Source organism: Catenibacterium sp. (assembly GCF_052354645.1).
Lineage (GTDB): Bacteria > Bacillota_I > Bacilli_A > Erysipelotrichales > Coprobacillaceae > Catenibacterium > Catenibacterium mitsuoka_A.
The window spans coordinates 1-1882 of the sequence record NZ_DAWDDM010000342.1; the positions used below are offsets into that span (position 1 = coordinate 1).

General features: G+C 33.9%; 2 protein-coding genes. Both read right to left on the reverse strand.

From position 1 onward, the window contains the following. Positions 1-79: 79 nt before the first annotated feature. Positions 80-1225 (reverse strand): methionine adenosyltransferase, encoded by a 1146-nt coding sequence (gene metK, locus ACT8VG_RS10780; RefSeq protein WP_444195872.1) that lies wholly within the window; start codon positions 1223-1225, stop codon positions 80-82. A gap of 179 nt (positions 1226-1404) precedes the next feature. Then, positions 1405-1632 carry a NifU family protein gene (locus ACT8VG_RS10785; protein ID WP_022425304.1) on the reverse strand — a complete coding sequence of 76 codons (228 nt, stop codon included), beginning with the start codon at positions 1630-1632 and terminating at the stop codon, positions 1405-1407. Positions 1633-1882: the final 250 nt, after the last annotated feature.

The following is a 1882-nucleotide window of genomic DNA, read 5'->3' on the forward strand; positions in this document are numbered from 1 at the left end:
ATAACTATATTATAAATAAAAAAAACTAAAAAAACACTCTTGACATAAAATATAAAAAAAGAAGACGTTAATGTCTTCTTTAAGCTAAGTATTTCTTTAAGTCTTCTACTTTATTTAATTTTTCCCATGGAAATTCAACATCAGTACGACCAAAGTGTCCATAAGCAGCTGTTGGTCCATAGATTGGATTTAATAAATCTAATGTATTGATGATGCCCTGAGGAGTTAAATCAAATTCTTTCTTGATTGCATCTAAGATGACTTCATCAGCTACTTTACCAGTTCCATAAGTATCAACATGCACACTTGTAGGATCCTTTACACCAATTGCATAAGATAACTGGATTTCAATACGATCACATAATCCTGCTGCAACAATGTTCTTAGCGATATAACGAGTAATATAAGCTGCACTTCTATCTACCTTTGATGGGTCTTTACCAGAAAATGCGCCTCCACCATGTCTTGCCATTCCTCCATAAGTATCAACAATGATCTTACGTCCAGTTAAACCAGTATCACCATGAGGACCACCAATAACGAATCTTCCTGTTGGGTTAATGAATACCTTGTAGTCTTCATTCATATGATGTTTTCTTACAACTTCCTTCATGATCTTTTCTTTAATGAATGTCTTGAATTCTTCTTCATTGAAATCTGGATCATGCTGGATTGACATAAGAATTGTATCAACCTTTGGATTATTTTCATCTGTATAATCAATAGTAACCTGTGATTTCATATCAGGTCTTGCATGTTTGAATGTACCATTATGTCTTAATTCACTTGCATAACGTACTAATTCATGAGCCATAGAGATTGGTAAAGGCATATATGTTTCAGTTTCATTTGTTGCATAACCAAACATGATACCCTGGTCACCTGCACCACCTACTTCTACATTTGTACCTAAGGCGATATCACTAGACTGTGTATCCATTACTACCTTGATTTCACAAGTATCTGCATCAATACCTAAATCTTCAGCAGTATAGCCAATTCTTCTCATTACATCACGAGCCACTGCTTCATAATCTACTTTCGCATTTGTTGTAATTTCTCCACCAATGACTAATAAATTAGTTGTTGCGAAACATTCACAAGCTACACGTGAATATTTGTCCTGTCTTAAGCATTCCTCTAAGATTGCATCACTGATCTGATCACAAAGCTTATCTGGATGTCCTTCTGATACAGATTCTGATGTAAATAAGTTCTTTTCCATTTTCTTCTTTTCCTCCTGTAATAAAAAAGCTCTCCTCAAAGAGGAAAGCGTAGTAATCTGCTTCCTCTTATTGTTCAAGTAATACTTGCTTGGTCAAGGCACCTTCTATATAAGGGTTGCCACCACTTTAAAACGATCCTCATCTGTGTGGTTCTGAATAAGAGTATAAAAATATTTAATTAAATTGCCTGTACTTCAATAACGCCTGGAACTTCTTCTACTAAAATCTGTTCAACACCATCTTTAATAGTAGAATCTAACATCATGCAGCCTGCACATGCACCAAGCATATGTACATAAACGATGCCGTCTTTGAAATCAACGAATTCTAAGTCTCCACCATCTCTTTGAAGATAGGGTCTCAACTTATGAATGACTTCCTTAATGGCTTCAATCTTTTCTTCCATGATTTCACCTCGCTTCTGCTTGACCATTATAACACACAAAATAAAAAAGAAAAGTGATATACTCTATAGAATCACTAAAAAACATACTTATTTATTAGACAATTTTATAAGATTGTACATTTTTAAGTATAATTCACTGTTTTTTGTACATATTCTATGATTCTTATCAAGCATAATAAAAGAACCCCTAAGGGTTCTCAGACTGTTGACAAACTAAATGTTAACAGTCTTTTCTTTTAAATTTGAAGAG